At 41.9% G+C, this 23,670-nt stretch carries 17 protein-coding genes; 14 read left to right on the top strand and 3 right to left on the bottom strand.

What is annotated here, in order from left to right:
- Both nifD and nifH read right to left on the bottom strand, forming a co-directional pair.
- The coding region (gene nifD / locus ACJAT7_RS10795; protein ID WP_415226809.1) for a nitrogenase molybdenum-iron protein alpha chain at positions 1-1,285 on the bottom strand (1,285 nt) is incomplete at its 3' end.
- 20 nt (positions 1,286-1,305) lie between these two features.
- Complete coding sequence (gene nifH / locus ACJAT7_RS10800; RefSeq protein WP_415226810.1) at positions 1,306-2,202, bottom strand: nitrogenase iron protein; 897 nt, start codon at positions 2,200-2,202, stop codon at positions 1,306-1,308.
- 313 nt (positions 2,203-2,515) lie between these two features.
- Here nifH and ACJAT7_RS10805 point away from each other — a divergent pair, with 313 nt between their 5' ends.
- The 4 genes from ACJAT7_RS10805 to ACJAT7_RS10820 all read left to right on the top strand — a co-directional run bounded on the left by ACJAT7_RS10805 (position 2,516) and on the right by ACJAT7_RS10820 (position 10,222).
- On the top strand, positions 2,516-3,265 hold the full coding sequence (locus ACJAT7_RS10805) for a thermonuclease family protein (protein ID WP_415226811.1): 750 nt from the start codon (positions 2,516-2,518) through the stop codon (positions 3,263-3,265).
- Positions 3,266-3,349: 84 nt separating this feature from the next.
- A complete protein-coding gene (locus ACJAT7_RS10810) occupies positions 3,350-4,591 on the top strand; it encodes a malic enzyme-like NAD(P)-binding protein (protein WP_415226812.1) in 1,242 nt (413 codons plus the stop codon).
- Positions 4,592-4,815: 224 nt separating this feature from the next.
- Positions 4,816-9,375 carry a biotin carboxylase N-terminal domain-containing protein gene (locus ACJAT7_RS10815; RefSeq protein ID WP_415226813.1) on the top strand — a complete coding sequence of 1,520 codons (4,560 nt, stop codon included), beginning with the start codon at positions 4,816-4,818 and terminating at the stop codon, positions 9,373-9,375.
- 79 nt (positions 9,376-9,454) lie between these two features.
- Positions 9,455-10,222, top strand: coding sequence for a class I SAM-dependent methyltransferase (locus ACJAT7_RS10820; protein WP_415226814.1), 768 nt, complete (start codon positions 9,455-9,457; stop codon positions 10,220-10,222).
- 452 nt (positions 10,223-10,674) lie between these two features.
- Here ACJAT7_RS10820 and ACJAT7_RS10825 read toward each other — a convergent pair whose 3' ends face one another.
- Entirely contained in the window at positions 10,675-11,298 is a 624-nt protein-coding gene (locus tag ACJAT7_RS10825; protein ID WP_415226815.1) for a PEP-CTERM sorting domain-containing protein, read from the bottom strand.
- A 933-nt stretch (positions 11,299-12,231) separates the two neighbouring features.
- Between ACJAT7_RS10825 and ACJAT7_RS10830 the strand changes: the two genes are divergently transcribed.
- From ACJAT7_RS10830 to ACJAT7_RS10875, 10 genes are all read left to right on the top strand, one after another.
- A complete protein-coding gene (locus ACJAT7_RS10830; RefSeq protein WP_415226816.1) occupies positions 12,232-14,058 on the top strand; it encodes a diguanylate cyclase in 1,827 nt (608 codons plus the stop codon).
- Between the two features lie 296 nt (positions 14,059-14,354).
- A complete protein-coding gene (cysD, locus tag ACJAT7_RS10835; protein ID WP_415226817.1) occupies positions 14,355-15,263 on the top strand; it encodes a sulfate adenylyltransferase subunit CysD in 909 nt (302 codons plus the stop codon).
- Between the two features lie 52 nt (positions 15,264-15,315).
- Entirely contained in the window at positions 15,316-16,752 is a 1,437-nt protein-coding gene (gene cysN, locus ACJAT7_RS10840; RefSeq protein WP_415226818.1) for a sulfate adenylyltransferase subunit CysN, read from the top strand.
- A gap of 12 nt (positions 16,753-16,764) precedes the next feature.
- On the top strand, positions 16,765-18,489 hold the full coding sequence (locus ACJAT7_RS10845; RefSeq protein WP_415226819.1) for an SLC13 family permease: 1,725 nt from the start codon (positions 16,765-16,767) through the stop codon (positions 18,487-18,489).
- A gap of 25 nt (positions 18,490-18,514) precedes the next feature.
- On the top strand, positions 18,515-19,135 hold the full coding sequence (gene cysC, locus ACJAT7_RS10850; RefSeq protein ID WP_415226820.1) for an adenylyl-sulfate kinase: 621 nt from the start codon (positions 18,515-18,517) through the stop codon (positions 19,133-19,135).
- Positions 19,128-19,919 (top strand): 3'(2'),5'-bisphosphate nucleotidase CysQ, encoded by a 792-nt coding sequence (gene cysQ / locus ACJAT7_RS10855; protein ID WP_415226821.1) that lies wholly within the window; start codon positions 19,128-19,130, stop codon positions 19,917-19,919. Before cysC ends, cysQ begins: the two co-directional genes overlap by 8 nt.
- Positions 19,920-19,971: 52 nt before the next feature.
- Entirely contained in the window at positions 19,972-20,310 is a 339-nt protein-coding gene (locus ACJAT7_RS10860; protein WP_415226822.1) for a hypothetical protein, read from the top strand.
- An 80-nt stretch (positions 20,311-20,390) separates the two neighbouring features.
- Positions 20,391-21,308 carry a manganese-dependent inorganic pyrophosphatase gene (locus tag ACJAT7_RS10865; protein WP_415226823.1) on the top strand — a complete coding sequence of 306 codons (918 nt, stop codon included), beginning with the start codon at positions 20,391-20,393 and terminating at the stop codon, positions 21,306-21,308.
- Positions 21,309-21,434: 126 nt separating this feature from the next.
- Positions 21,435-22,781: a UDP-N-acetylmuramate:L-alanyl-gamma-D-glutamyl-meso-diaminopimelate ligase gene (gene mpl, locus ACJAT7_RS10870; RefSeq protein ID WP_415226824.1), complete on the top strand. Its 1,347-nt coding sequence runs from the start codon at positions 21,435-21,437 to the stop codon at positions 22,779-22,781.
- Positions 22,782-22,783: 2 nt separating this feature from the next.
- Entirely contained in the window at positions 22,784-23,389 is a 606-nt protein-coding gene (locus tag ACJAT7_RS10875; protein WP_415226825.1) for a flavin prenyltransferase UbiX, read from the top strand.
- Positions 23,390-23,670: the final 281 nt, after the last annotated feature.

Genomic DNA, 23,670 nt, shown 5'->3' on the forward strand with positions numbered 1-23,670 from the left:
GGAATATGTATTTCTCTTTTACACCCGAGCCAATTAAGTCTGGTTGGATCTTCTTAACAAACTCTTCAAATTCATAACCTGTTACATCGTCATAAATCAATGTTGCATCTTTTATATCTGGCTGTGTGCGGTCATAATCGTCGTTGTGACCAAATTCATAGCCAGTACCGACAACCTCCATACCCAGATCTTCATAAGCGCCGATCACATGACGGGGACGCAGGCCACCCACATATAACATCACTTTTTTGCCTTCCAGGCGTGGCTTGTATTTAGCAACAACGGCTTGCCATTGCGCATCATATTTAGCAATCACTTGTTTGGCTTTCTCTTGGATAGTCTGATCAAATTTAGATGCAATTTCGGTCAGTGAAGCTGCAATTTTAGTCGGACCAAAGAAGTTAAATTCAAGCCAGGGAATGTGATATTTTTCTTCCATATGACGAGCAATGTAGTTAACGCTACGGTAACAATGTACTAAGTTAAGTTTGGCTTTACAGTTGAGCTCAATATCAGACACTGTGCCATCACCTGACCATTGCGATATCACGCGCAGACCAATCTCTTCAAGTAATAAACGTGTTGACCAAGCATCACCGCCGATATTGTAATCGCCGATTAAACCGACATCGTAAGGTGTACCGTCAAAGGTGTCATCGTTCTCACGGTTATCAATCATTTTGTCGCGCATTGCATCGTTAGCGATATGGTGACCCAATGATTGGGAAACGCCGCGGAAACCTTCACAACGAACCGGTACAACAACCTTACCTGTTTTAGCTTGTGCTTCTTTAGCAACAGCTTCGATATCATCACCAATCAAACCAACCGGACATTCCGATTGAATTGAAACACCTTTGGACAGTGGGAATAGTATTTCCAGCTCATCCATCACGATAGCGAGTTTTTTATCGCCACCAAAAACGATATCTTTCTCCTGGAAATCTGAAGTAAAGTTCATCGTACCAAAGCTGTTTACACCTGTTTTGCCTGTGTAGTAATTACGGCGTCCAGCGCGAGAGTATTGACCACAGCCCACCGGGCCGTGGCTGACATGAATCATGTCTTTAATGGGGCCAAATACAACCCCTTTAGAGCCGGCATAGGCACAACCACGAGCGGTCATGACGCCTGGTTGAGATTTGCGGTTGGCTGTAATACAACTACTACTGCAGCTACTATCACTAACGCCTAAGTGTTTTGCGCGATCTTTCTTGGCACTATCAGGATATACCTCAAGTACCTCTTGGATCATTTTTTCATTTTGCTCTTTAATGCTAGTCATAAAAGCCCCCTTAGTCGTTGTTAAGCTGCAGCAGCTGCTTCGTCAGCAAGTTCTTTTGCTGTCTTACCGATAACCGTTTCGTCTTCTTCATCCATCAGACCGAAATTCATTAGCAGTTCCTCCAGCTCATCCATAGTGATTGGCGTTGGAACAACAAACATTTTGTTATTGATGATTTTGTTAGCGAGCGTGCGGTATTGATCGGCTTGAGCACAAGTTGGATCATATTCGATCACTGTCATACGACGAATTTCAGCACGTTGCACGATATTGTCACGCGGTACAAAATGGATCATTTGCGTACCCATTTGCGATGCGAGTTCCATAATCAGCTCATCTTCACGCGCTGTATTACGTGAGTTACAGATAAGACCGGCTAAACGTACGCTGCCTGTTTTGGCATATTTACAAATCCCTTTTGCGATATTGTTAGCCGCATACATTGCCATCATCTCACCAGAACAAACGATGTAGATTTCCTGCGCTTTGTTTTCACGAATCGGCATCGCAAAACCACCACATACCACGTCCCCAAGTACGTCATAAAATACGAAGTCTAAATCTTCGGTATACGCACCTTCTTCCTCTAAGAAATTGATCGCCGTGATAACACCACGACCAGCACAACCTACACCTGGCTCAGGGCCGCCTGATTCAACACATTTTACGTCGCCGTAACCTGTAAGTAATACATCTTCCAACTCTATATCTTCAACAGAGCCCGCTTCAGCTGCCATCTCCATAATAGTGTTTTGCATTTTAGAATGGAGGATAAGGCGAGTAGAATCGGCTTTAGGATCACAACCGATAATCATCACTTTTTGCTTTAATTCAGCTAATGCTGCTACAAGGTTTTGTGTTGTAGTAGATTTACCGATACCACCTTTACCATAAATTGCACATTGACGAATAGCCATAATCACTTACTCCTGTTGTATAGATAAAATAATAAATTGTTGTTCCGATTAGCTAATTGCAGGTGCTATACCAAGTTCGTCTACTTATTTAACTTGTTGTATATAAAGGAGTTATTTTAATTATTGAAATTAACCAGTGAAATTGTCAGCTATTAACCACACAAAAATGGAGTTTTTTGTAACAAGTAAGACAAAGAATTAAGGCGCTATTGCGAGGTGTCTGTGTGCTGTAATAAGGTTTTAGAGTGGATCGTGCCTCGTGAAAGTTTTTTTATTTTAGCCTACAGTAAAAGCAACTTAATTCATTCGGGTAATGATTGTGCGTTTATTCTCTCTTCTTTTTCTCACGCTATTTTCTTTCTCATTATTTGCTTCTTGCCCGCATGTTGGCTGGGATCAAACCGTTACCTTAAAAGAGATTAATGATGGCGATACCGTGACCTTAGAAAATGGCCGCTTAGTGCGCTTTATCGGCATCAATACCCCGGAAATAAACCACCGTCATAAAAGCAGATCAGAGCCCTATGCGCTAGAAGCTAAGGAACTGCTGCAGCGCTATATAAGAGCAGGCGATAAGCTGCACTTGGTCTTTGATAAAAGCAAAACAGATAAATACGGGCGTTTACTGGCGTATGTTTATAGTAAGACAGGGCGTAACTTAGCGTTATTACAACTACAATCCGGGCTAGCAGCACATTGGGTTATTGGTAAAAACGACCGTTTCTGGCAATGCTTTCAAACAGCAGAAAAGCAGGCGCGTTTACGTCGCAAAGGTATCTGGTCTGACTTTAAGCCACTCGCGGCAGCAAATTTAAAGGAAAGCGATAAGGGCTATGTCTATATAAGTGGCAGAGTGAGCGACTTAAAGGAGGAGAGGGGCGCGCTTAGATTTAAGCTCGATAGAAAACTCGAGGTGATAATTCACCCAAGTCAGTTGAAAGTATTCAAAAAAAACAATGTGAATTTTTTATTGCATGACAAATTGTTACTAACAGGAAAGTTATTTTTCACACGTGGTCAAGCTAAATTAACCCTCTACCATCCCGCGCAAATATTGCCTTGAAATAAATTAAAACTATAAATCTGTTCAATATTTGACTATCATCACGTTTTGTTTTAGTGCTCTTTACAACAATGGAATTTATAAATGTCAGATTTACGCCAACAAGCGCTTGATTATCATGCCTTGCCAAAACCAGGTAAAATTAGTATTGAAATTACAACGTCTGCGGAAACGGCGGAGGATTTGTCACTGGCTTATAGCCCGGGCGTTGCTGAGCCAGTACGTGAAATTGCGGCTAATCCTGATGATGTTTATAAATACACTGCAAAGGGTAATCTAGTTGCTGTGATCACAAACGGTACTGCAATTTTAGGCTTAGGTAACTTAGGCCCGCTAGCATCAAAACCTGTAATGGAAGGTAAGGCGCTGTTATTTAAGCGTTTTGCGAATATCGATGCGATTGATATTGAAGTTAAACACCGCACGCCTGAAGAGTTTATTAATACGGTTGCTAATATTGCGGATACTTTCGGCGGTATTAACCTTGAAGATATCAAAGCGCCAGAGTGCTTTGAAATTGAAAAGGCGTTAAAACAGCGCTGTAGCATTCCTGTCTTTCATGATGATCAGCACGGTACTGCGATTGTAACTGCAGCTGCTATGATCAACGCCTTGGATATTCAGGGTAAAAAAATTGAAGAAATAAAAATTGTCTGTTTGGGCGCAGGGGCTGCCGCTATTGCTTGTATGGAGCTGCTTATCAAATGTGGCGCGTTACGTGAAAAAATCTACATGTTAGATCGTAAAGGTGTGATCCATACACGTCGCGATGATATCAATGAGTATAAACAACGTTTTGCCAATAATACCGACCAACGTACGCTACAAGATGTAATGACAGGCGCGGATGTGTTTGTCGGTGTTTCCGGTCCTAATCTTTTATCTGCTGATGATGTTAAATTAATGGCGCCAAATCCAGTGATTTTCGCATGTTCAAATCCAGATCCTGAGATCAAACCTGAATTAGCACACGCTGTCCGTGATGATCTTATTATGGCAACAGGGCGTAGTGATTATCCTAACCAGGTAAATAACGTGCTGTGCTTCCCGTTTATTTTCCGTGGCGCATTAGATGCGCGTGCAACGGAAATTAATGATGCGATGAAAGTGGCGGCTGTTCATGCTATTCGTGAAATCGCTAAGCTGCCAGTTCCTGACTCCGTACTTAAAGCCAGTGGCGTAGCATCGTTAACCTTTGGTACAACTTATATTATTCCCAAACCTATGGATCCGCGTTTATTAAAAGAGGTCGCGGGTGCGGTTGCACGTGCAGCGGTTGAAACGGGGGTGGCGCAAGTTGAGCTGCCGGAAAACTATATGCGTTAGTCGATAATTCTAATATTAGCGCTGCTATTTTGTTGTTTTTTCAGACTTAAGCGCAGCGCCGTCTAATATTTGAGCTAATTGTTGTTTAAATCTCACAGAATACGATTTATTACCCTATGATTTCACTACTACGATAATCAACAGTGGAATCATAAGTTAATAAGTTGTAAATTAGCGGGTTTTATCGAATATTTTTTTATATCACTATTTTGTAAGGGTATTGTATGCAAGGGAAACCTTCTTCTCCGTTTGAAGCGAATCATATTGCTGATCCATTATTTCTTCACGCAGAGCATATCGCTAAAGACTTCTCTCTATTTCCGGACAACTCATTACCATCAAATACCGAACGTTTAGAGGGCTTGATTGATCGTAAACGCATTCAAGCAAATCTGCTGACGATTCAAAAACTAGATGTTGACGCCTATATTGCGCGCACAGTGCAACCCGCAGAAGATAATAAACGGCCGGGTGTGAAAAGTATTGTCGCAGGTTTTAATGGCAAAATTATTACTGAGCAGTTAAATGGCGCATTTTATAGTGCGGAAATGGAACTGGATTTTGGTGGTTATACACGCCGTATCGGTATCATTGGGCAGGAGCGTAGTTCAAACAATGGCGCATGGATGCCTGAACATCATTTAGCCGCGAGTAAAGCGATTCGTAAATTTGCGGATCTGTCACTGCCGATTGTCTATTTAATTGATACCCCGGGAGCGGATGCTGGCGAAGTGGCCAATAGCCAGAATCAAGCACATAGTATTTCCCAAATGATCACTGAAAGTGCCAATGTAGATGTGCCGACAGTGGGCGTTGTTGTGGGTGTTGGTTATTCTGGTGGTGCTATTCCATTAGCGACAGCAAATATTTTGCTCTCTGTACGTGACGGTATCTTTAATACTATCCAACCTAAAGGGTTACAAAGTATTGCGCGTAAATATAACCTGTCTTGGCAGGAATGTGCGCAATCTGTCGGCGTCTCTCCGGAAGAGTTATATGAAACGGGTTGTATTGACGGAATCGTTGATTACTCGCCTGTCGATCAAGATGAGCGCCAGCATAATCTGCAAAAAGCGCTGGTTTCAAGTATCCTTTCGATAGAATCCACTTCGGTTAAATTTTTACGTAAATATCCGGATATTTTAGAACACTATAATCGCAGTTTGACGCGTTATTTAGAGCCGTCGAGCAAATTATTGGCGGTTGAAAATGCATCTGAAAATGCGCACCTTATCGCGAAAAATCCTACTGTGCATAATAACGCATTTGGAACAACCTATCGTTATATGCGTTACCTTACGTTACGTTCGCGTATTAAAGCGATTCAAAAAGGTGAGTATGGCCGTTTATCGAAGCTGACTACGCCTGAAGGTGATCTTAAAGCGCGTATTGAAGCGGATCGCAAACAAGTTTTTGTAAACTGGTTAAACAACCCGGATAAGCTTATTTATGACGATAAACTCAATAAAAACTGGAAATCATTCTTAGCAAAACGTGAAGATAAAAGCGTTGAGCGCAATCTGTTTACCAAGTTGATTTTGGGTGAGCCGCTGGAAAATTATGATCATGCGCGAAGTGCTCTCTTAATTAATCTAACTTGGTCTTTATACAATCGTTGGAAAAGCAGTGCTGAAAATAACTTCAGAGCGTTAATAGCGCACCTTGAAGATGAAAAAAATGTGCCTATGACTGATTCCTGGCCTGAGCTGAGTGAGTTAACAACGATTGACGTTGTGACCCATAAAGAAACACGCGAATTTTTCCTTGTACATTGTCGTCATATGCTGGTCTTTAATGCGTTATATGACAATACCATGGGTAACCTTGCGTCGATTGCCAAGGAAGCGATGGCAACCAAAGAGTTATCGCGTGAATCCGTATCATCGTTAGTGCGCAGCTCATTAAAAGGAGCATTAAGCAAAGTCAGCGATGATGATTATGACCAGCTTAAAATAACATTCAATGCATGGTTACGTTACTTCACGAATCAAAGTGATCGTGGTGAAATTTTAGCTAAGGTTGAAGAGTGGAAGAGTATTGGCGCGCCGCAAATGAACTCAAGTTTATTTGTTATCCTAACTTATCTGTTCGAAAAAATATTACCTTCCTATTACAACAGTCGTGATGATGCTTCTGAATATAATGGTGCAATTAACCCGGTGCGTATCGGCCGTCGTAAAGATTTCTGGAACCGTCTCACTATGGGTTACCAAGATCTGCTTATTCAGGCGGTACTACGCGCAGAAAAGAATAAAAAGAATAACTCGCACGATGCTATTTTAGGTAAATTCTTTACTAACTTTAAAGAGTCGCAAGCAGACTTAATGACGGCTAACTTACTTGAGTTTCCGGGGTTTCGCTTATCTATTGAAGATGCGCTGGATAAAAATATTCGACCTTGTGGTTTGGTGGCGGGGATCGCTGATTTTAAACTACAAAGCGGTCAAAAACAGCGTGTTGGTGTGGCTGTTTCTAACTTATCATTCCAAGCGGGCGCCTTTGATATGGCAAGTGCAGAGAAATTCTGTGCCTTGTTAGTGAAATGTGCCGAGCAACATTTACCTGTTGTTGCTTTTATCAGTTCAGGCGGAATGCAAACCAAAGAGGGAGCCGCAGCGCTGTTCTCAATGGCGGTAGTTAATGACCGTATGACCCGTTTTATTCGCGATAATGATCTGCCTGTGATTATGTTTGGTTACGGTGATTGTACTGGGGGGGCACAAGCGAGTTTTGTTACCCATCCAATGGCGCAGACCTATTACCTATCTGGTACCAATATGCCGTTTGCCGGGCAAATGGTTGTGCCCGATTATTTACCATCCACTTCAACTTTATCTAATTACCTGTCACGCGTGTCGGGTGCGATGGATGGTTTAGTGGTTAATCCATTCTCTGATGATCTTAATGATAAATTACGTGACATTGATGAAAACATGCCAATGCCGGAAATTACCATTGAACAGACGATTCAACGTGCATTGACCGGGTTTGTGCCTGTTTGTGATATTAATGGCGATGACTTCTCTCAAGCTGATCCGCGTAATTTGATGGTGCCAGTTAAAAAAGTGCTGATCCATGCACGCGGCTGTACTGCTGTTAAATTAATCCGTAAAGCACAAGATAACGGTATTAGTGTGGTACTGGTTGCATCTGATCCTGATATGAAATCTGTCCCTGCTGATATGCTGGGTCAAGGTGATAAACTGGTTTGTTTAGGGGGTAATACATCGGATGAAAGTTACCTGAATGCAAGTTCAGTATTAAAAGTTGCCGAGTATGAAGAGGTTGATGCGCTCCATCCGGGTATCGGTTTCTTATCTGAAAGCCCGCATTTTGCTGATTTATGCGTTAGTCATGGTATTAACTTTGTCGGTCCAAGCATGACCAGCATGTTAACTATGGGTAATAAGTCCAATGCAATCAAAACTGCGCAGGATAACGGCGTTCCTGTTGTACCCGGCAGTCATGGTATTCTTTCTGGCGCAGAGCAAGCGCTTGATATTGCTAATGGTATTGGTTATCCGGTACTGCTTAAAGCGGTAAATGGCGGCGGCGGTAAAGGTATCCTGGTTATCGAGAAAGCGGAAGATATGTTTGCTGGCTTTAGCCAGGTTTCTGCTGAAGCGCGTGGTGCTTTTGGTAATGGCGATCTCTACCTGGAAAAATATATCACCTCATTGCGTCATATCGAAGTGCAGCTACTGCGTGATAAACACTGTAATACTAAAGTGCTGGGAATTCGCGATTGTTCAGTGCAACGTAATAATCAAAAAGTGGTTGAAGAGTCGGCATCAACCATGCTGCCTGCTAAACTTGAAGCATTAGCACTGCAGTACACAGCAGCACTCGCTGATGCCGTTGATTATATGGGCGCGGGTACCGTTGAGTTTATTTATGATCTGGATGAAGATTCCATTTACTTCATGGAGATGAATACCCGTTTACAAGTAGAGCACCCGGTTACGGAAGTAACATCGGGTATTGATATTGTAAGTGCGCAGTATGATATCGCATCAGGTAAGAGTATTGCGGATCTAAAACCGGCTAAGAAAGGTTATGCGATTGAAGTGCGGGTAACGGCAGAGAAAGCGGTTATTGATAATAAGGGCATTATGCAGCTACTGCCACATCCGGGTACTGTGCTTGAGTGTGTTATTCCTGAGCAGGATGATGTCGAAGTGATGTCAATGATTGCAGCAGGAAAAGAGGTTTCTCCTTATTACGACAGTCTAGTTGCACAGTTTATCTGTCACGGCAAAGATCGTAATGATACGGTTAAAAAGTTACTGAAGTTCTTGGATAAGGTGGTTATCAAAGGGATAGCAACCAATATTCCTCTATTACAACGTATCTTAAAGGATGAAACCTTCCTGAACGGTGTTTACGATACAACCTATCTGCCAAAATTCATGGCCGAGTTGGATCAACAAGTGATGATTGATGAGATGGAAGCTTCTGCTTCATCGGGTGGCGGTGATCTATCGATTCAAGTTGATGGTACTAATGAACTTAAAGTACTTGCACAAAGTGCAGGCATTTTCTACCGCGCATCTTCGCCCGCAGAGCCTGACTTTGTCCATGAAGGTGATATTGTTACGGTTGAGCAAACAGTCGGTCTGATGGAAGCGATGAAAATGTTTTCGCCAATCACACTTGCCAGCTTTAACCGTCAAGATGCCGTGTTATATGATGCTGATACTAAGTTCCGTGTCGAGCGTATAATCAATGCAAACGGGCAGCAGGTATCGAGCGGTGATCTCTTATATATCGTCACCCCTTTATAAAAGTTAATCTGTAAGAAAAAGCCAGTCTATTGACTGGTTTTTTTTTATGTTTAAATCATCATCGCTTAGTTGAGAATCAATGAATATCAATATTCCTTTAATTTGTAATGAGAGAGAATTGCGCGATAAAGCTAAAATGTTACGCGAGAAATGGGGCTTTTTAGGCACTCACAGTGACAGCTTTCAATTACACCTTTTACCTGAACATTTAGCGCTTGAACAGGTCGACGATCCCAAGCAAGGCTTGGTGTTTGTTGATTTTGTCTCGGGCGGGGCCGCTCATCGGAGAAAATTTGGCGGTGGGAAAGGGCAGTCAATAGCCAAAGCAATCGGGCTTAAATCCGGGGTGAATCTTGATGTTATTGATGCAACAGCGGGGTTAGGTCGGGATGCATTCGTACTCGCATCATTAGGCTGTAATGTCACTCTGGTTGAACGTTCACCTGTTGCAGCGGCACTGCTTGAAGATGGCTTAGAGCGCGCTTATTTGAATCTTGAGATAGGGGGTTGGATGCAACAGCGTATGCAACTACATTTTGGCTCGGGCTACGAATATCTTAAAGAGCATCAAACTGATGTCGTTTATTTAGATCCAATGTTTCCGCATAAAAAAAAATCTGCATTAGTTAAGAAAGAGATGCGTGTTTTCCAAGGTGTGGTCGGGGCTGATTTAGACGCGGGTGATCTGTTAGACGTTGCATTAAACGCAGCGCGTTATCGCGTCGTGGTTAAACGTCCAGATTACGCTCCTTTTTTAAATGATAAAAAACCGAGCATGAGTATTAAAACTAAGAAAAACCGTTTTGATGTCTATGTCAAAAAAGCTATCCCAGCGAATAAAAGTTAATAAGCCGTAGTTTTTCGTATATAAACCCTCTCGCATTGCGATGATCAGGGAGAGTTTGTCTATACACTAATCCAATTCATTGATAATAGCTATTATGTCGTAAGTGGTTTAATTTAAAGGATTTATTTTATCTGGTGCAGCGGCAGTGAAATAAACGAAAAGCGTGATTACGTCATACCTACCTCCTGTTATGTAAATAAAACACGGGTTATATAGTAGGTATTAATTGGTGATTCGGTAAAAAAGTTTGTAGTCCTCAATTACGCAATGCTAAATATCCCTGATTTTATCTCTCTCCGTTTTTTGGATCACGTTCTTAACGTGATCCAAAAAATTGCTTTGAATAGTTAGTGAGGGAATTTTTGAGTTAAGAAAATGTTGTCTAACTATTAGGGCTATGAGGGATCCGGCGAAGTTAATCGCCGGTGTAATAAGAAATTACATTACCTTTCTTACGTACGACGTCGCAGGGCAATAGCAAGTAGACCAAGCGAAAATATCAGCAAGCCGGTAGGAGCGGGCACTGCCACCGTTGTAATATCGAAAACAGCCAAGCGAGTTTGATTATTTATGCTCTGACTATCAACAAAAATAGATATTTTATCGTCCAAAAAGTTGTAATTGTTTACCGGCAATAGATCGCCAGAACGCAGAGTTACGCTGTCCAGTTTTTGACCGATCGTGGCTAGATCCAGCTCGAACCATAGGTTGGTACTGGCCATACTGGTAGATGTAGCAAAATACTCTACGGTTAGCGTGTTTTGATCGAAGTCGGCGGTCATCCACCAGGGCCAAACTACGTTTCTGTTGCCAGTGTCGAATTCTGTTCCGCTGCCTATTACTGCAGTATCGCTTAAGAAATCGTTGTTAGAGGAGTTGCAGGTGGAAAAGAAGTACAAACAGCCTGTAACATCCACTCCGTTTAAATCGGTAATTGGCGCAGACACAGCCTGAATTGGTGAGAGGGCAATTGCGCAAGCCGTGAGCGGTAGTACGACAATTCTGTTTTTTAACTGACTTAAAAAATGGATCATTGATGTTCCTTTTAATATGAGTTGTTCCTTCAAATTAGTCATTAATATTTCTCCATATAATTTAGCTTGTTTGTGTATCATTTTCATTGAGATAATTGCAAACAACATGCCATACCTCCAACTCTTTGATTTTAAATGAGTTGAATGTTTTTTTTGTTTCTATATGCAAATTAATCCGACAATATATGGAGGATAAACGAATCATATAGCAGTTATTCTTGAGCAAATGGAAAGATTTGGCTGCTCTACATCTGTAAGGCAGTAACACGAAAATAGGACCTCCAGTGCGCCGATATTTTGTTTGTTTTACATGAATAATATTTATCCATCCGACTGTTTTTTATGTCTTTATTGTAAATTTTGTTAGTGTTTATTTATGATGGATTCGGTCTGTTGGGAACAATAAATTAGTGGGTTCATGAGTGCCAAAATTGTTTAAAACAAACAATGTTATCGTGATGTTAATGAGGTGTTAAATAAGTCGGCAGTAAGCCCTCGGGGATTTCATTGCTAATTGCCAACATTAATGGATCGCAAGCAATGACAGCAAAGGTGTGGCGGCAACAACTTCTTAAGCTGTTAGCGATCTGCTATGTTGGCTGTAAAGCCACTAAACAGAGGTAACCTTAATTCAATACGACAGGGCGCAGTGGCTAAGTAAAAGTGATGAGACTGCCCGATGATATTATTCAAAAATACGCTACCGATAGCGCGTTATTTGCCCGCCAATAAATAGCTAAAAAGTGGGCTATACGTCCAATGTTTTTAACAGTTAACTGCACAATTAACTGTTATGCTATATCTAAGATGCTTAAACGGCCGCTGCCAAAACCAACCCGCAAAGTGACCCTTTGCGCTTTATAAAAAGCGCCAAAGCGGCTTATAAACTGGTCGATACTAAATCGGCATTAATCAGCAGCGAGCGCTGAAAATTGGTGTGACAGTTCCGAACTGGTTGATTGGAGAAATTTGAAAATGGAAAAAAACAAGAAACCAGCAGTAGATAAGACTGAAAATTTCATCCAAATCCATCAGATGTTAGATGGGCCACTACCGGATCCTTTAGTGGATTTCATCAAGCTCTCCGGAGCCGAAAGTGATCTCCTGTTCTGGCAATGGCAAGCAAATTCGGGGGACGTCGACTTCTATACGCTAGAAAATGAACCGAACGAGCAAAACTTACAGATCTTGGCCGAAAAAATATCGACATTGATAGTTTCTCGGGGCAATGATTTGACGGCAGATCAAGCCTGCAGTGAAAAACATGAGATTAATATTTTTGATTCTCAAGGCCATCCGATATGGAAAACGCTTTCCGTGCTCTTTTTCTTGGGAGCGAATGGGGAACTCGAACGGGCGGTTGGCACAGCTCAGGACATCACTAATTGGAAATCGCTGCAATTAGAGCTTGAAAACCAACTTAATTTTATCAATACCCTTTTGGATGCACTGATAAGCCCTGTATTTTTCAAGGATGCTGAACTTGTGTATCGACATTGTAATAAAGCCTTTGAAAAATATCTGGGCAAGTCAAGAAAGGAGATCCTTGAAAAGACAGTATTTGAATTGTCTCCCCCGCAACTGGCGGATATTTATCACCAAGCCGATCTGGATCTTCTTGACAAGCGCTTACCTCAGATTTATCAAACAAAAGTACATTCAGCCGATGGCGAGAATCACGACGTGATCTTCAATAAATCAGTGGTGCTCAACAAAGAGGGGGAGGTAACCGGAATGATTGGCATCATCAACGATATTAGCGATCGCGTCCAGATAGAAAAGAGGTTGCAAAGGATAACAAGTATCAAAGATGCGATCATGGAAATAAACCGTGCGGCCATTGATCTCAATAGCTCCGAACAGTTTTACACAATTGTCCTCGACTGCATCGTTTCAGCGATGAAATCGGCTGAAGGTGGTAATTTCCTTATGCTTGACGGCGCAGGTAAGTTGAAATTGGTGGCGGCCAACGGATTATTTAGCGAATGGGAAAACACTGTGGTCATGGAGTTGGATAAATCGATAGTCTGGCATGCCATGGCGGGAAATCAGAACTGCTGTTTCCATATAGACGATATCCAAGAATTTACCAAGCACAAAAATATTGAATCGCATGCTATCTTGAAGCATCTGAAAATACGCTCACTGCTCGGCGCGCCTATTATCAACGAAGGCAAACTTATCGGATTTATCACTGTCGGCAGCCGCAGTGTCGGCGCCTTTGATGAAACGGACCTGTTTGTTATGGAATATGTTCGCAGCCAAATAATCCAGACCCTCAATCGGCAATTCCTGTATGAAAAAAATATTGCTCTGGCACGACATGACAGCTTGACGGGCTTATTCAACCGCAGATATTTTGATGAATTATTTGCAATACATCAAAAGCGAGCCAAGCGTTATGGTGAAACATTCCATTTGGTCTTGATAGACCTGGATCGCTTTAAAAAGATTAATGATCAGCATGGCCATCTTTGCGGGGATGTGGTGCTTGTAGATTTCGCGCAGCAATTGAGCTCATCGGTTCGTGAATCCGATATTATCTGCCGCTTTGGCGGTGATGAATTCCTCGTTATGTTTATAGAGATGACGATGGATAACGTGGTGGAGAAGGTTGAATCAATAAAAGCAAAATTGCAAACAGCACCTGCTTCCTATCAAGGAAACACTCTGCCTTATAGCTTCAGTTATGGGGTCGCGGAGTGGCCCCTAGACGGAACCGAACTGGATCTCCTGACTTATCATGCGGACAATAAGATGTACAAGAACAAGCAGCGTCAGAACAGATCAACTAAGGAATAAAACCATTTTCGTAATGTATGTTGCCAGACTATAAACCATACTCTTAGGCAGAGATCTGGCTAATCGTGTTTATGTTCTATATGTATGGCATAAATAGGGAGTCATCATCTGCGCGGCAGCGCTTCTCGCTTGTTTTTTAATCCCGTAAAAACCAGCTCATGATCAGCTCAACCTGATATGTTATCTTTTTGTTATTCCTTTTCTTTATAATGCATCTCTTTTAAGTATTTCTATTTTACTAAGCCTATCTCTATAGTTTGCTGCTAACAAAGGCATATTGCTTAATGGAGAAAAAAATGAGCTCAGAAAGGCTAACCCATCTACAACAATTAGAAGCTGAAAGTATTCATATCATCCGCGAAGTTGCGGCTGAATTTGATAATCCAGTCATGATGTACTCAGTCGGCAAAGATTCCGCTGTTATGTTACACCTTGCGCGTAAAGCTTTTTACCCAGGCAAAATACCTTTCCCATTAATGCATGTTGATACTAATTGGAAATTCAAAGAGATGATTGCGTTCCGTGATTATATGGCGGAAAAGTACGGCTTTGAATTGTTAGTGCATAAGAACCCCGATGGCATGGCGATGAATATTAATCCCTTTGTTCACGGCAGTTCAACGCATACCGATATTATGAAGACTCAAGGGTTAAAACAGGCGCTTAACAAATGGAAATTTGATGCGGCTTTCGGTGGCGCGCGCCGTGATGAAGAAAAATCGCGTGCTAAAGAGCGTGTTTACTCCTTCCGTGATAAAAATCACCGCTGGGAGCCGAAAAGCCAACGTCCGGAACTTTGGAATACCTATAACGGACAGGTAAACAAAGGTGAAAGTATACGTGTGTTTCCACTTTCAAACTGGACTGAGCTGGATATTTGGCAGTATATCTACCAAGAAAGTATTGAAATTGTGCCGCTTTATTTTGCCAAAGTGCGTCCAGTTGTTGAACGTGACGGCGTGAAAATCATGGTTGATGATGATCGTTTTGAGTTACAGGAAGGCGAACAGATTAAGCAGGAAAAAGTACGTTTTAGAACATTAGGTTGTTATCCGTTAACCGGGGCAATAAATTCAAATGCTGAAACTTTACCGGAAATTATTGAAGAGATGTTGATTGCTACAACCAGTGAGCGCGAAGGGCGGTTAATCGACTCAGATCAATCGGCGTCTATGGAGCTTAAAAAGCGTGAAGGTTATTTCTAACGCAGACAAAAGCGTCAACTTTTTTGAATAATTAAATTTTAAGGTAGAGAAAATGAATTCAGTAATTTCAGCAGAAATAAAAGATAAAGGTATCGAGCAGTACCTGGCTGATCAGCAGCATAAAAGCCTCCTGCGTCTATTAACTTGCGGTAGCGTTGATGACGGTAAAAGTACCTTGATTGGTCGTTTACTGCATGACTCCCATCAGATTTATGAAGACCAGTTGGCGACACTACATGCTGACAGTCAAAAAGTGGGTACCACAGGCAATCAAATTGATTTAGCACTGTTGGTGGATGGCCTGGCCGCTGAACGCGAGCAGGGGATCACTATTGATGTGGCCTATCGTTATTTCTCCACGGAAAAACGTAAGTTCATTATTTCCGATACGCCGGGACATGAGCAGTACACACGCAATATGGCAACGGGTGCATCGACTTGCCAGTTGGCGGTGCTCTTAATTGATGCGCGTTATGGCGTATTAACACAAACCAAACGCCATAGCTTTATTGCTTCGTTATTAGGTATTAAGCACTTTGTGGTTGCAGTAAATAAAATGGATCTGGTTGGTTTCTCACAAGCGCGCTATGAAGAGATCAAAGAAAGCTATCTGGAATTCGCACAAGGTCTGGAAAATGGCGCGAATGATCGCTTAATTGACTTTGTGCCTTTATCTGCCTTGAACGGTGACAATGTGGTCAACGACAGTGCGTCTACACCTTGGTACACGGGAGGCGCGTTATTATCCATATTAGAAAATGCGCCAATCAGAGCCACTAACCGTAAAAAAGCGTTCCGTTTACCCGTACAGTATGTCAATCGTCCAAACTTAGATTTTCGTGGATTTAGTGGCACGATTGCAGCGGGCACAGTCAAAGTGGGGGATTCCGTTACCTCATTACCGTCAGGAAAAAAATCAACAGTTAAGTCATTAGTGACCTTTGATGGTGAATTAGAAAGCGCATTTGCTGATCAGGCGATAACGTTAACCTTAAATGATGAGATTGATGTGAGCCGTGGTGATCTTTTAGTCGCATCGGAGCAACTTGCTAATCTAAGTAATCGCTTCAAAGCCAATATTGTCTGGATGAGTGAAGATCCACTTAAACTGGGTCAGCAATATGATTTTAAAGTTGCCACTAAGAAAACCACAGGTTCAATTGCAGCAATTGATTTCAAAGTCGATGTTAATACCTTAGAAAAATCAGCAGCAGATTCTCTTGGGTTAAATGAGATAGCGTCTTGTGAAGTGCAGTTAACAGAGAAGGTCGTCTTTGATCTCTATCAGGATATAACGGCAACGGGTAGTTTTATTATTATTGACCGTATCACCAATGTCACAGTCGCTGCCGGCATGATAAGCGAGGCGCTAACAGAGGTGCAGGTTAACCATCAATACAGTGAATTTGAACTGGAATTTAATCAACTTGTTTGCAAACACTTTCCGCATTGGCAGGCGATTGATCTTAACCAGTTAGCTAATAAGTAGGCCGGGCTTACCATGACATCTGTACAGGGGCTTGTTTTAACAATTTTGCTAGGTTTAGTGGTGCTACTGATCGCCACTAAAATAAAACCGGCACTCCTTTTTGTTGGCGCATTATTAGTTTGTTATATCGGCGGATTAATAGACGTTCCTGAACTGATGGCTAATTTTGCTAATGAATCATTGTTAATATTAGTATTGTTAATGATTATTTCCGGCGCCTTAGAAAAAACCCGGCTGATCACATTGATCAGCCACTGTTTTGCTAAGGGCAGTTATAGCCAGGTAATTTTCAAACTGACGCTATCCACGGCGTTTCTCTCTTCATTTATGAATAATACAGCTGTGGTTGCCTCATTAATCAGTGCGGTCAAACGAAACAATCAGCATGCACCATCAAAGTTATTGATCCCATTATCTTACGCGGCAATCTGTGGCGGCACGTTGACGTTAGTGGGAGCTTCAACCAACCTGATTGTAAACAGCTTTGTGGTTGAAAAAGGGTTACCCAGTTTGGGGTTCTTTGAGTTTTCTCTGGTCGGACTGGTGATCCTTGCCGCTGGGCTATTGGTACTGCTTACTTTCAGCCACCTGTTACCCAATCGCGAAGATAAACAGAGTGAGCAGGCGAGTTATTTTTTAGAGGCGAAGGTAAAGATCGGTTCCCCTTTAATCGGATTAACTGTTTCAAAAAATAATCTGCGTAATTTACAGCAGTTATATTTAGCTGAAATAGTACGGGAAGGTGAAAAAATATGTCCGGTTTCACCCGATGAGATTATCCGTGAAAAAGACCGTTTACTGTTTTGTGGTGACGTTGATAGCGTCGGGGTACTGCAGGATTTTCAGGGCTTAGAGTTATTTGCAGAGCATCAGTTAACAGGTCAAAATTTGGTTGAAGTGATTGTAAGCCCATCTGCGAGTCTTACCGGAAAAACCTTAAAAGATTGTCGCTTTCGTGAAAACTTTGATGCGGTTGTCGTGGCGATACGTCGTGGTCATACGCCGCTTGATGGGGGGCTGGGTAACGTTGAACTGCGTGAAGGCGATACTTTATTATTAGCACCCGGTAAAACCTTTGCACAAAATCAAAATCTGGCTCGAAACTTTGTCGTAATAAGCGGTGTTGACGCCAGTACTCGCCTTGATGGCAAACGCAGTTGCGCGGTGATCTTGGGTTTTTTAAGCGTGATTTTATTATCTGTTTTTAATATCGTGCCGTTGTTTAAAGGTTTATTGGTTTTATTAATTGTCTCTTTATTTATCGGGGCGTTAAGTTGGAATGAGGTGCGTCGCCGTTTTCCGTTAGAAATATGGGGGATTGTTGGCGCCGCGCTGTCATTGGCACATCTGATGAGCAGTACAGGGCTGGCCGATACATTGGGGCGTTTTTTGCAGCTGCAGTTAAATGGTTTTGGCGTGTTAGGGGCGTTTATTGCTATCTATCTGGTGACCCTGATTTTGACCGAGCTGATCACCAATAATGCGGCAGCTGCATTAGCATTCCCAATTGCCTACAGTCTGGCGCTTGCTTATGACGTAAGCACCACGCCGTTTATTATGGCGGTGATTTTTGGCGCCAGTGCGAGTTTTATCTCTCCCTTTGGTTACCAAACCAATTTAATGGTTTACAGTGCGGGCGATTATGAGTTTAAAGATTATCTGAAGATAGGCATACCTATGTCTATTACCTATTCATCGGTGGCCTTATTTACTATCCCGCAACTGTTTCCATTTTAATTTTTTATAATTTAAGAGTCTTGTTATGCCTACAAATAGCCCAATTACAACGAACAACGAAAATATTGTCTGGCATCAGCATGCCGTTGAAAAAAGTCAGCGCAGCGCCCAGAAAAAACAGAAACCTTGTGTATTGTGGTTCACCGGTCTAAGCGGCTCCGGTAAATCCACCGTTGCAGGCGCCGTTGAACAGGCTCTATTTGAACTTGGCGCGCATACCTATCTGCTTGATGGCGACAATGTGCGCATGGGATTATGTAAAGAGCTGACTTTTAGCGATGCTGATCGCAAAGAAAATATCCGCCGTATTGGCGAGGTCGCTAAATTAATGGCGGATGCGGGATTAATTGTATTAACCGCCTTTATCTCGCCACATAGAAATGATCGCGCGCAAGTGCGCAAAATGTTACCAGAAACTGAATTTATTGAGGTATTTGTGGATACGCCGCTGGCTATCTGTGAGCAGCGCGACCCGAAAGGTTTATATAAAAAAGCGCGCGCTGGAGAAATAAAAAACTTCACCGGTATTGATAGTGTTTATGAAGCGCCTAAATCTGCAGAAATTCGCGTTGAAAATGGCGTGCAGCCTTTATCACAAGCCGTTGAAGTGATTGTTAATTACCTAAAAGAGAATGGTTATGTCTAACTTGATTGAATTTAACGAGCCGAGTGTGGTTGCGGGAATCTGCACAATAGCGCGCAGTGCGGGGAAAAAAATATTAGAAATTTATCAGCGTGACTTTGAGGTTGTGCTTAAAGCGGATAGTTCACCGTTAACGGAAGCTGATTTAGCCGCCCATCAGATCATCGCCGCAGGATTAGCTGAACTAACCCCTGATATCCCTGTGTTATCGGAGGAAGATGCCGATATAGAGTGGTCGCTGCGTAAAACTTGGACGCAATTCTGGTTAGTGGATCCGCTTGATGGCACCAAAGAATTTATCAATAAAAATGGTGAATTTACGGTTAATATTGCCTTGATTGAAGAGGGTAAACCGGTTTTAGCTGTTGTCTATGCACCGGTTTTAGATAAGTTATACTTTACTGATAGAGAGCATGCTTATTTAACCACAGCAGATAAAGCCAATATCCGCCTGCAGGTCTCCCCACCGACTGAGATATTAAAGGTAGTTGGTAGTCGATCCCATCCTAGTGCGGATCTGGCGGAATATTTAACAAAACTGGGACCGTATGAGATGGTCGCGGTCGGCAGCTCATTAAAATTTTGTTTAATAGCTGAAGGGCTTGCTGATATTTACCCTCGTTTAGGGCCTACCATGGAGTGGGATACCGGCGCGGGACATTGCGTTGCTGAAAAAGCAGGCGCGATTGTTTGTAAATTAGACGGTCAGGCTTTACGCTATAATCAGCAGGAGAGTTTGTTGAACCCTTACTTTGAGGTCAAGAGTTTTGAGGTTAAGAGCTTTTAAGTTAATAATTTTGGGCAATACTTGCTAGCCTGTTTTAGATAAGGAGAGTGTTATGCTGCTGCGAATATTAATCGGCCTGTCAATTATGCTCTCTTTTCCGGCAGAAGCTGGGAAAGTCACCATCGAAAAAAGTGATTCGCTTATGCGTAATGATCTTTTTGACGAGAAACGAGAAAGGGCAGAGGAGTATAAACGTCGGGAAGCAGAGCGTAATGTTAACAATCGAGCCTGGTCACACCGTCTTGTGCCTGAATGTGTTTTATTAAAAAAACATTATCTTATCTATTTATGTACTGACGGCCATTATTATAAAGGTTATGAACTTGAAAATCGTCCAGAATACCGGGAATTGTCGGCTGAAGAAGTAAAGCTGCTGCAAAATGAACAATAATAATTTCTTTTTACTCTTAATTATTGTCGTGAAATCGGTTATTCTGCCTGCAACAAATCAACTGTAAATTGGAAATGAAAATGATTGTACTAGGACACCAAAACCCAGATTGTGACAGCTTATGTTCAGCTATCGCCCTTGCTAGCTTATTTAATAAACTAGGTAAAGAAGCAACTCCTGCACTGCAAGGTGAGCCGAATCCTGAAGCATTGTTTCTACTTGAGCAGTCTGGCTTACCACAACCCGAAATTCGCACTTCAGTTGCCGGCGAAGAGATCTTTATTGTTGATTATTCTGACTGGAATCAAGGTACAGCAGATATGAAGCAAGCAAAAATACGCGGTATTGTTGATCATCATAAATTGGGTGACATCACTACATCCGAGCCGCTTGAATGTTGGATCTGGCCAGTTGGTTGCAGTGCAACCATCGTTTACAACATGTATAAATTCCATAATCAGACGCCGGATGTAGCCGTTGCGAAAATGATGATGGGTGCCATTATCTCCGATACGGTTAACTTTAAAGGCCCGACGACAACCGATATTGACAAGGTGGCTGCGCAAGAGTTAGCCGCGATTGCAGGTGTTACCGATTTAGATGCTTTTGCTAATGCACAGTTTGATGCAAAATCAGATATCAAACATCTGCCCGCTGCAGAGTTAATTCTGCGTGACCAAAAAGTATTTGAAATGGCGGGCGAGTTACTTGCGATTGGTCAGTTGGAGTTAACCTCACTGGAAACGGCTCTGAGTAAAAAAGCTGAGATGTTAGTGGAAATGGAGCAGTTACAAGCTGATAAGGGTTACCATTCAACGATTGTTTTATTAACAGATATTAATAAGCTTGATACTACTGCGCTGATTATCAGTAAAGATGCACAAAAAATCGCTAAAGCATTAAATAGCAGTGTAGTTGATCATGCATTTGAATTACCTGGTGTGGTTAGCCGTAAAAAGCAGATCATCCCATTCTTACAAGAAGCATTTGAAGCGTAAATAAATCTGCCTGGCTGATTGCTGAAAGTAATGACTGAAAAGGCGAGCACTGTAATGGTGCTCGCCTTTTTTATTGTTTAATATGGCGCGGTTACTTTTTTTCTTATCCTTCTATATTGAGGTTTTATGCATATTCATATTCTTGGCATCTGTGGCACTTTTATGGGCGGGGTTGCCATCCTGGCTAAATCTCTGGGTTACAAAGTGACGGGCTCAGATACAAATGTCTATCCACCCATGAGCACACAACTTGAAGAGCAAGGTATTGAGCTTATTCAGGGTTTTGATCCCAGCCAGCTTGATTTAAATCCTGATCTGGTGGTTATTGGTAATGCCATGAGCCGCGGCAACCCTTGTGTTGAAGCTATTTTGGATAAACAGATCCCTTATATATCAGGTCCTCAGTGGTTATTAGAGCATGTTTTAAAAGATCGCTGGGTATTGGCCGTCGCAGGTACGCACGGTAAAACATCCACATCGAGTATGCTGGCTTGGATTTTAGAATACGCGCATATGCAACCCGGTTTTTTAATTGGCGGTGTGCCTGAAAACTTCGGTTTATCGGCTCGATTAGGCGAAACCCCGTTTTTTGTAATCGAAGCGGATGAGTACGACTGTGCTTTTTTCGATAAACGCTCTAAGTTTGTCCATTACCATCCACGCACTTTAGTATTAAATAATCTCGAATTTGATCATGCTGATATATTTGAAGATCTTAATGCCATTAAAAAGCAGTTTCATCACTTAGTGAGAACCGTACCTGCAAGCGGTCGAATCATTGTTCCCAATCAAGATGACGCACTAATGGCTGTTAAGCATATGGGATGTTGGAGTGAGGTTGAATATATTGGGGAAAACTGGTCATCTGCGAAAATAAAAAAAGACGGTACCATGTTTGAAGTGTTTTTGAATCAAAACAAACAAGGACAAGTGAACTGGACTCTGATGGGTGATCATAATGTGGATAATGCGCTTGCTGCAATAGCTGCGGCTCGCCATGTTGGTGTGACACCCGAAATAGCGATTGAGGCATTGGCTGAATTTAAAAGTATTAAACGGCGTATGGAAGTTAAAGGTGAAGTTAACCATATTACAGTTTATGATGATTTTGCTCATCATCCTACTGCCATCAAAACTACGCTGGCGGGTTTACGCGCAAAAGTCGGCAATCAAAAAATAATCGCAGTATTAGAGCCAAGATCCAATACGATGAAGTTGGGTGTCCATAAAGAAGCGTTAGTGAATTCATTATCTGCAGCAGACAGTGTCTACTGTTTTGAAACAGAAGATATTAAATGGTCAATTGAGGAACTGTTTGCTGAACAAGGTAAAGCGGTTGATATATCAAATGATATTGATGACCTGTGTGACAAACTGGCAGAAAAAGCACAACCTAATGATCATATCTTAATTATGAGTAATGGCGGATTTGGCAATCTTCATCAAAAACTCCTTAAAAAACTGCAGGCATAAAGATGTTTAAAAGCAAAGTAACATTGGCAGTAACCGGTGCTTCAGGCAGTGGTTACTTCTTAAGATTATTAAAGTCATTAATCGACGTTGATGTGCAAATATATCTGTTACTCTCCGATGCCGCAAAAATCGTTTTAAAGACAGAAGAAAATGAAGCGTGGCCTGAAGATGTCGATGAGTTGAATTTTTTTTTAGCAGATAAATACCAGAGCAAAGAAAAACAGGTGATCGCATTGACAGCGAAAGACTGGTTTTCTCCCGTCGCGTCCGGTTCATCGGCGCCGGATAAAATGATTATTTGCCCGTGTAGCTGTGGAACAATGGCTTCACTCGCACAAGGTTTATCAAATAATTTAATTGAAAGATCTGCTGACGTGATTTTAAAAGAGCGCGGCCAGTTGATTATTATGCCAAGGGAAACGCCATTTTCCACTGTTCATCTGCGTAACATGCTGACCTTGTCAGAATTGGGGGTTACCGTCATGCCGTTAGCGCCTGGTTTTTATCATCAGCCGAAAACTATTGCAGATTTACACGATTTTATGACAGCAAGGGTGATGGATCATTTAAAAATATCACATAATATCGGTAAAAGATGGTGTGAATAATCTTTTTTAATCATCAAATAGTAATAATTGTTTGTTTTGTGAACGTAAATATAAACGTTTTAATAAAGTGTAACTTTTTCTTCACAAAAGACTTGCCAACGTTTCTCCAATCCCTATAATGCGCCCCACAGACACGGGCTGCAACGCCAGTGACTGAGAACGAAAGAGCTTGAGTTACTAGTAACGTTATACGTTGATTAGCAACATAAAAAAGCATTGACATCGTTTGAAAGGCGCGTAATATACGCACCTCGCCGAAAGGCCGCTCTTTAACAATTTAA

This window comes from Psychromonas sp. (assembly GCF_047632995.1).
Lineage (GTDB): Bacteria > Pseudomonadota > Gammaproteobacteria > Enterobacterales > Psychromonadaceae > Psychromonas.

What these genes read in the sequence shown, in the direction of transcription:
- nifH (WP_415226810.1), bottom strand. Translation starts at nt 2,202, where the DNA reads ATGGCTATTCGTCAATGTGCAATTTATGGTAAAGGTGGTATCGGTAAA.
- ACJAT7_RS10805 (WP_415226811.1), top strand. Translation starts at nt 2,516, where the DNA reads ATGATTGTGCGTTTATTCTCTCTTCTTTTTCTCACGCTATTTTCTTTC.
- ACJAT7_RS10810 (WP_415226812.1), top strand. Translation starts at nt 3,350, where the DNA reads ATGTCAGATTTACGCCAACAAGCGCTTGATTATCATGCCTTGCCAAAA.
- ACJAT7_RS10815 (WP_415226813.1), top strand. Translation starts at nt 4,816, where the DNA reads ATGCAAGGGAAACCTTCTTCTCCGTTTGAAGCGAATCATATTGCTGAT.
- ACJAT7_RS10820 (WP_415226814.1), top strand. Translation starts at nt 9,455, where the DNA reads ATGAATATCAATATTCCTTTAATTTGTAATGAGAGAGAATTGCGCGAT.
- ACJAT7_RS10825 (WP_415226815.1), bottom strand. Translation starts at nt 11,298, where the DNA reads ATGACTAATTTGAAGGAACAACTCATATTAAAAGGAACATCAATGATC.
- ACJAT7_RS10830 (WP_415226816.1), top strand. Translation starts at nt 12,232, where the DNA reads ATGGAAAAAAACAAGAAACCAGCAGTAGATAAGACTGAAAATTTCATC.
- cysD (WP_415226817.1), top strand. Translation starts at nt 14,355, where the DNA reads ATGAGCTCAGAAAGGCTAACCCATCTACAACAATTAGAAGCTGAAAGT.
- cysN (WP_415226818.1), top strand. Translation starts at nt 15,316, where the DNA reads ATGAATTCAGTAATTTCAGCAGAAATAAAAGATAAAGGTATCGAGCAG.
- ACJAT7_RS10845 (WP_415226819.1), top strand. Translation starts at nt 16,765, where the DNA reads ATGACATCTGTACAGGGGCTTGTTTTAACAATTTTGCTAGGTTTAGTG.
- cysC (WP_415226820.1), top strand. Translation starts at nt 18,515, where the DNA reads ATGCCTACAAATAGCCCAATTACAACGAACAACGAAAATATTGTCTGG.
- cysQ (WP_415226821.1), top strand. Translation starts at nt 19,128, where the DNA reads ATGTCTAACTTGATTGAATTTAACGAGCCGAGTGTGGTTGCGGGAATC.
- ACJAT7_RS10860 (WP_415226822.1), top strand. Translation starts at nt 19,972, where the DNA reads ATGCTGCTGCGAATATTAATCGGCCTGTCAATTATGCTCTCTTTTCCG.
- ACJAT7_RS10865 (WP_415226823.1), top strand. Translation starts at nt 20,391, where the DNA reads ATGATTGTACTAGGACACCAAAACCCAGATTGTGACAGCTTATGTTCA.
- mpl (WP_415226824.1), top strand. Translation starts at nt 21,435, where the DNA reads ATGCATATTCATATTCTTGGCATCTGTGGCACTTTTATGGGCGGGGTT.
- ACJAT7_RS10875 (WP_415226825.1), top strand. Translation starts at nt 22,784, where the DNA reads ATGTTTAAAAGCAAAGTAACATTGGCAGTAACCGGTGCTTCAGGCAGT.